The organism is Globicatella sanguinis NBRC 15551 (genome assembly GCF_001552295.1).
GTDB classification, from domain to species: Bacteria; Bacillota; Bacilli; order Lactobacillales; family Aerococcaceae; genus Globicatella; species Globicatella sanguinis.
On record NZ_BCQX01000155.1, the window covers coordinates 1 to 4052 of the forward strand.

The following is a 4052-nucleotide window of genomic DNA, read 5'->3' on the forward strand; positions in this document are numbered from 1 at the left end:
CTATCCAAGATATAATAAAAACAATTCATTATTAAAGGAGAATATTGTGAAAAATAAAATTTTTACTTTGTTTTTACTTTTGTTAAGTATCTTATGCGTTTCGAATATTCAAGCACAAACTGAGACCACTTATCAATTACCAGATGTTGAGGCTATACGCCCAAGTGACGATTCGATAACCATTGATCAATTGATTAAAGAGTTGCCAGAAACAGCGAGTATAGATAATCCTTTATTATTTTTAGTTAACCGCGATAATTTATTAGAATACGATCCTTACATTCCTTTTGTTTATTCTGAAAATGGCCAACCTTATCACGAAGCAATGGCCGCTCCTTTAGCCGAAATGCGTGCAGCAGCTGCTGAGGTAGGTTATTACTATAATTTCATTTCAGGATATCGCAGTATTGCTGAACAAGCTTTTAACTATGAAAGTCGTTTTAATAGTTATTTATACGAAGGTTATAGTGAAGCCGATGCTCAATACATGACGGATCAGTATGTTGCACCAAGTAATGGCAGTGAACATACTACTGGATTAGCGGTAGATTTATTAGGGGCTGAATTTGGTTATGAATTATATGTGAGTTACCAATATGAACCCTCAGCTCAATGGTTAGCTGAAAATGCTCATCATTATGGTTTTATATTAAGATATTTAGAAGGTAAAACCGATATTACTAAAATAAATTTTGAACCGTGGCATTTTAGATATGTCGGCGTTGAACACGCTGAATTCATCCATAAACATGGTTTAGTTTTAGAAGAATATATTGCCTTGATTCAAGAACGTGATAGTCGTCAAAAGCTAGATCAAAATTAAAATTAAATATAATAAAATTAACGGTATTAAGAGAATGAAGCTAAACTTCAATAAAGCTACTCTTAATACCGTTTTTTATTTGAAAAATAGCAAAGCATAAACATAAATTGTACATTAAAAAAAGGGAGTGAACCAGAAGTAGAAAATTTAATAATTTTCTACTTCAGGTCTACTCCCATTCTGATTATTTATTATTTTAATGTGTACGAATCGGAGTTAATAATTGTAATAGACGATTATTTTCAATTTCACTTGGTGTGTCTAACTGTAATAATAAGGGTCTTACAGCTGATTGCATCTGAAGTGAAATATCAGAACCATCAAATGATTTTAATGCGTCTTTCATATAGTCTGGGTTGAAGGAGATCTTAATATCTTTTCCTTCGATATTTTTAGTTTTAATCACTTCCGCTACTTTTCCTAATTCGTTGCCACGAACGGATAATACCACTTCTCCATTTTCAATCGTCATTTGTACGACATTACTGCTTCCTTCACGTGACATTAATGAAGCGCGATCAATCGCATTTAAAAATTCAGTTGAATTCACTACAATTTCACTTTGATATTCTGTTGGAATTAAACGTTCGGCATCAGGATACATTCCTTCTAATAATCTAGAGTAAATAGTAACACCATTTAACAAGAAAATAACTTGTTGTTGAGAGATAATCATCGTTAAGTCTTGTTCATCTTCTGCAATACGCATTAACTCTAACATCGTTTTTTTAGGTATAGTAATCGATTCGAATTCAGTTTCGCTTACTTCATTAGTAAAAGGCATTTCTCGTTTACTTAATCGATGGCTATCGGTTGCGATCGCTGAAACGAATGATCCCTTATTAATGAGATGAAGTCCAGTTAAGATAGGTCTACTTTCTTGATTTGAAGCAGAAAAGATTGTTTGATTAATTAATTGTTTAAAAATAGTAGAAGGTAAATTAATACCGTTTGTAGTTTCTACTGTTGGTAACTTAGGATAAGCGTCACCTGCAACGCCAATCACATTAAATGTTGCTTGACCAGATGTGATGGTAGCTGTATATTGATCGTTCACTTCAATCGTTAATTTATTAGTCGGTAATTTCCGGATAATTTCATTAAATAATCGTGCAGGTAATACCACACTACCCGTTTTTTCAATTTCTAATTCATTTAAATCATCATTTACTGAAATAATACTTTCAATAGAAATTTCAGAATCACTACCAATTAATGTTAATTGATCATTGGTTAAATCTAATTTTACTCCAGTTAAAATAGGGATCGTGGATTTACCTGGTATAGCTCGAGTTACATTTGATAATTGATTTAAAAAGATAGATCGTTTAATAGAAAATTTCATTTGGAACTCCTTTAATAATATATAGTTTATTATATATATAATAGTATTAGTAATAAGTGCTGTTGATTATGTTGATAAATCATGGTAGAGCTTATTATGAACGCATTCTACCTGTCTAAAACTATGTGGATTGTCTCTTGATATCTTTAAAAGTTATCCACAGGTTAATTTTTTAGCCTTTGTTTTAATTCTTTTACTTCTTGTCTTACTTGTGGATCTGATTCAATTAATTCGGCTATTTTTTCGTATCCATGCATCACAGTAGTGTGATTTTTATTTCCGAAATCTTCTCCGATTTTTGGATAAGATAAATCAGTGAGTTCACGTGATAAATACATCGCAACTTGACGTGGAAACACAATATTTTTCACCCGTTTTGAACCTTTGATATCATCAGCTGTAATGGAATAAAACTTAGCGACAGTTGTAATAATATCATTGATATTCGTTTCCTTTTCAGTAGTAGAACCAATTAAGGCATTTAGGGCTTTTGCAGCTAAATTAGTGGTAATTTCTTCCCCACTTATAGCTGCATAGGCAATAACTCTTAATAAAGCTCCCTCTAACTCACGAATATTTGAATCCACATTATTAGCAATATAAGTTAAGGCTTCTGAGTTAATGTCTAAATTATCATTTAAAGCTTTTTTTCTTAAAATCGCAATTCGAGTTTCTAGATCAGGAGGGGTAATATCGGTAGATAAGCCCCACTTAAATCGAGAAATTAGGCGTTCTTCTAAGCTATCAATATTGTTAGGGAGACGATCACATGTTAAAACGATTTGTTTTCCAGCATTGAATAAATCATTAAAAGTGTGGAAAAATTCTTCTTGTGTTTTATCTTTTTTGGATAAGAACTGAATATCATCCATTAAAAGTACGTCAATATCATCACGATACATTTTTTTAAATTGTTCAGTTTTATTATGGGTAATACTATTAATGAAATCATTGGTAAAGGTCTCAGTCGTTGCATATTTGATCCGTGCATTAGGATTTTTTCGTTTAATTTCGTTACCAATCGCATGCATCAAATGCGTTTTACCTAAACCAACACCGCCATAAATAAGAAATGGATTATAAGTTTTCCCAGGACTATCACATACTGCTAAAGCTGCACCGTTTGCCATTTTATTATCTTCACCAACAACAAATGTATCAAAGGTATAATTTGGATTTAAACCAGAAGCATAGTTATTCCCTTTAACAGGGTTCATACTGGGGGGGTCGACTGGAAAATCAATATTCGCGACCTCACCTACCACAATAAAAATAGGTGAAATTTCTCTACCATAATATTCCAAACTATATTGAAGGATATAGCCAGCTAAATGTTTTTCCCATCGCGTTTTGATTAAATTATTGGGAACTGTTAGAGAAATAGTGTCTTCTGTAATTCTAGATGGTTTAACTGGTTTAACCCAATTAGAAAAAGAAGAATCTGATAAAATTTCTTGTAAATATTTCGTGACACCTTGCCAAAATTCTTCTTTATCAATCATTTCTTCACCTCACTTAATAATTTACTTTGTAAGTAAAATTATAACATAAATTGTGGATAACTATGATAATAGAATCATCCACATTTAAACAAAAGAGTTATCAACATGTTAATAAAAAATGTGGATAACTGTTTATAAGTCAATAATTTCCACAAGGTTCTGTGGATAATATGAAACTAACGAGCTTATTATAACACATATTGTTAGAGTTATGCACAGAAATTGTGGATAAATACTTAAAAAGTATCCGACCTGTTTATATGTGCATAATTGTATAAAAAGATGTGCAAAGCTCGCAATAAAAAATGAGTTGTGCACAAAGTAATGATCATCTGTTGATAACTTTATTGAAATATTAAAAAAATGTGAAAGTTCTAAAATT

The 4052-nt window shown here is 31.4% G+C and carries 3 protein-coding genes; 1 reads left to right on the forward strand and 2 read right to left on the reverse strand.

Going from position 1 to position 4052, the window contains the following annotated elements; translation table 11 throughout:
• A partial coding sequence (locus GSA01S_RS09525; RefSeq protein WP_217994647.1) for a M15 family metallopeptidase occupies positions 1 to 823 on the forward strand: 823 nt, incomplete at its 5' end.
• A gap of 196 nt (positions 824 to 1019) precedes the next feature.
• On the opposite strand, the gene dnaN is transcribed toward GSA01S_RS09525, so the two are convergent.
• The gene (gene dnaN, locus GSA01S_RS09530; protein ID WP_066126968.1) at positions 1020 to 2168 is read right to left on the reverse strand and encodes a DNA polymerase III subunit beta; all 1149 of its coding nucleotides are present in this window, start codon (positions 2166 to 2168) and stop codon (positions 1020 to 1022) included.
• Between the two features lie 164 nt (positions 2169 to 2332).
• On the reverse strand, positions 2333 to 3670 hold the full coding sequence (dnaA, locus tag GSA01S_RS09535) for a chromosomal replication initiator protein DnaA (RefSeq protein ID WP_066126971.1): 1338 nt from the start codon (positions 3668 to 3670) through the stop codon (positions 2333 to 2335).
• Positions 3671 to 4052: the final 382 nt, after the last annotated feature.

Coding starts and splice junctions, on each gene's coding strand:
- dnaN (WP_066126968.1), bottom strand. CDS start 2,168: ATGAAATTTTCTATTAAACGATCTATCTTTTTAAATCAATTATCAAAT.
- dnaA (WP_066126971.1), bottom strand. CDS start 3,670: ATGATTGATAAAGAAGAATTTTGGCAAGGTGTCACGAAATATTTACAA.